Source organism: Paraburkholderia sp. SIMBA_027, from assembly GCF_046535315.1.
GTDB classification, from domain to species: Bacteria; Pseudomonadota; Gammaproteobacteria; order Burkholderiales; family Burkholderiaceae; genus Paraburkholderia; species Paraburkholderia tropica.
This window is the reverse complement of sequence record NZ_JAWRWY010001795.1, coordinates 1-226: the sequence shown is the minus strand read 5'-3', so window position 1 is coordinate 226 and position 226 is coordinate 1. Positions and strand designations below refer to the sequence as shown.

Annotated in this window: 1 pseudogene; it reads right to left on the bottom strand. The window is 58.8% G+C overall.

Going from position 1 to position 226, the window contains the following annotated elements:
* Window positions 1–226, bottom strand: a pseudogene (locus SB764_RS45360) (DDE-type integrase/transposase/recombinase); the annotation flags it as partial.

Below are 226 nucleotides of genomic sequence, written 5' to 3'. Positions count from 1 at the left end.
CTCTTGAGTGAGCCCCAGAATGATTCGATCGGCGCGTTATCGTAGCAATTTCCGCGGCGACTCATCGACGCGCGCATGCCGAACTGTCTGAGGAGTTTCTGGTATGCCTGTGCGCAATATTGCGAGCCGCGGTCGGTGTGCTGAATCAGGCCGGATCGAGACGGCGCGAAACAGCGCCTGCATGACCAGATTTTTCGTCATGCGCTCGCTCATCGCGTAGCCGACG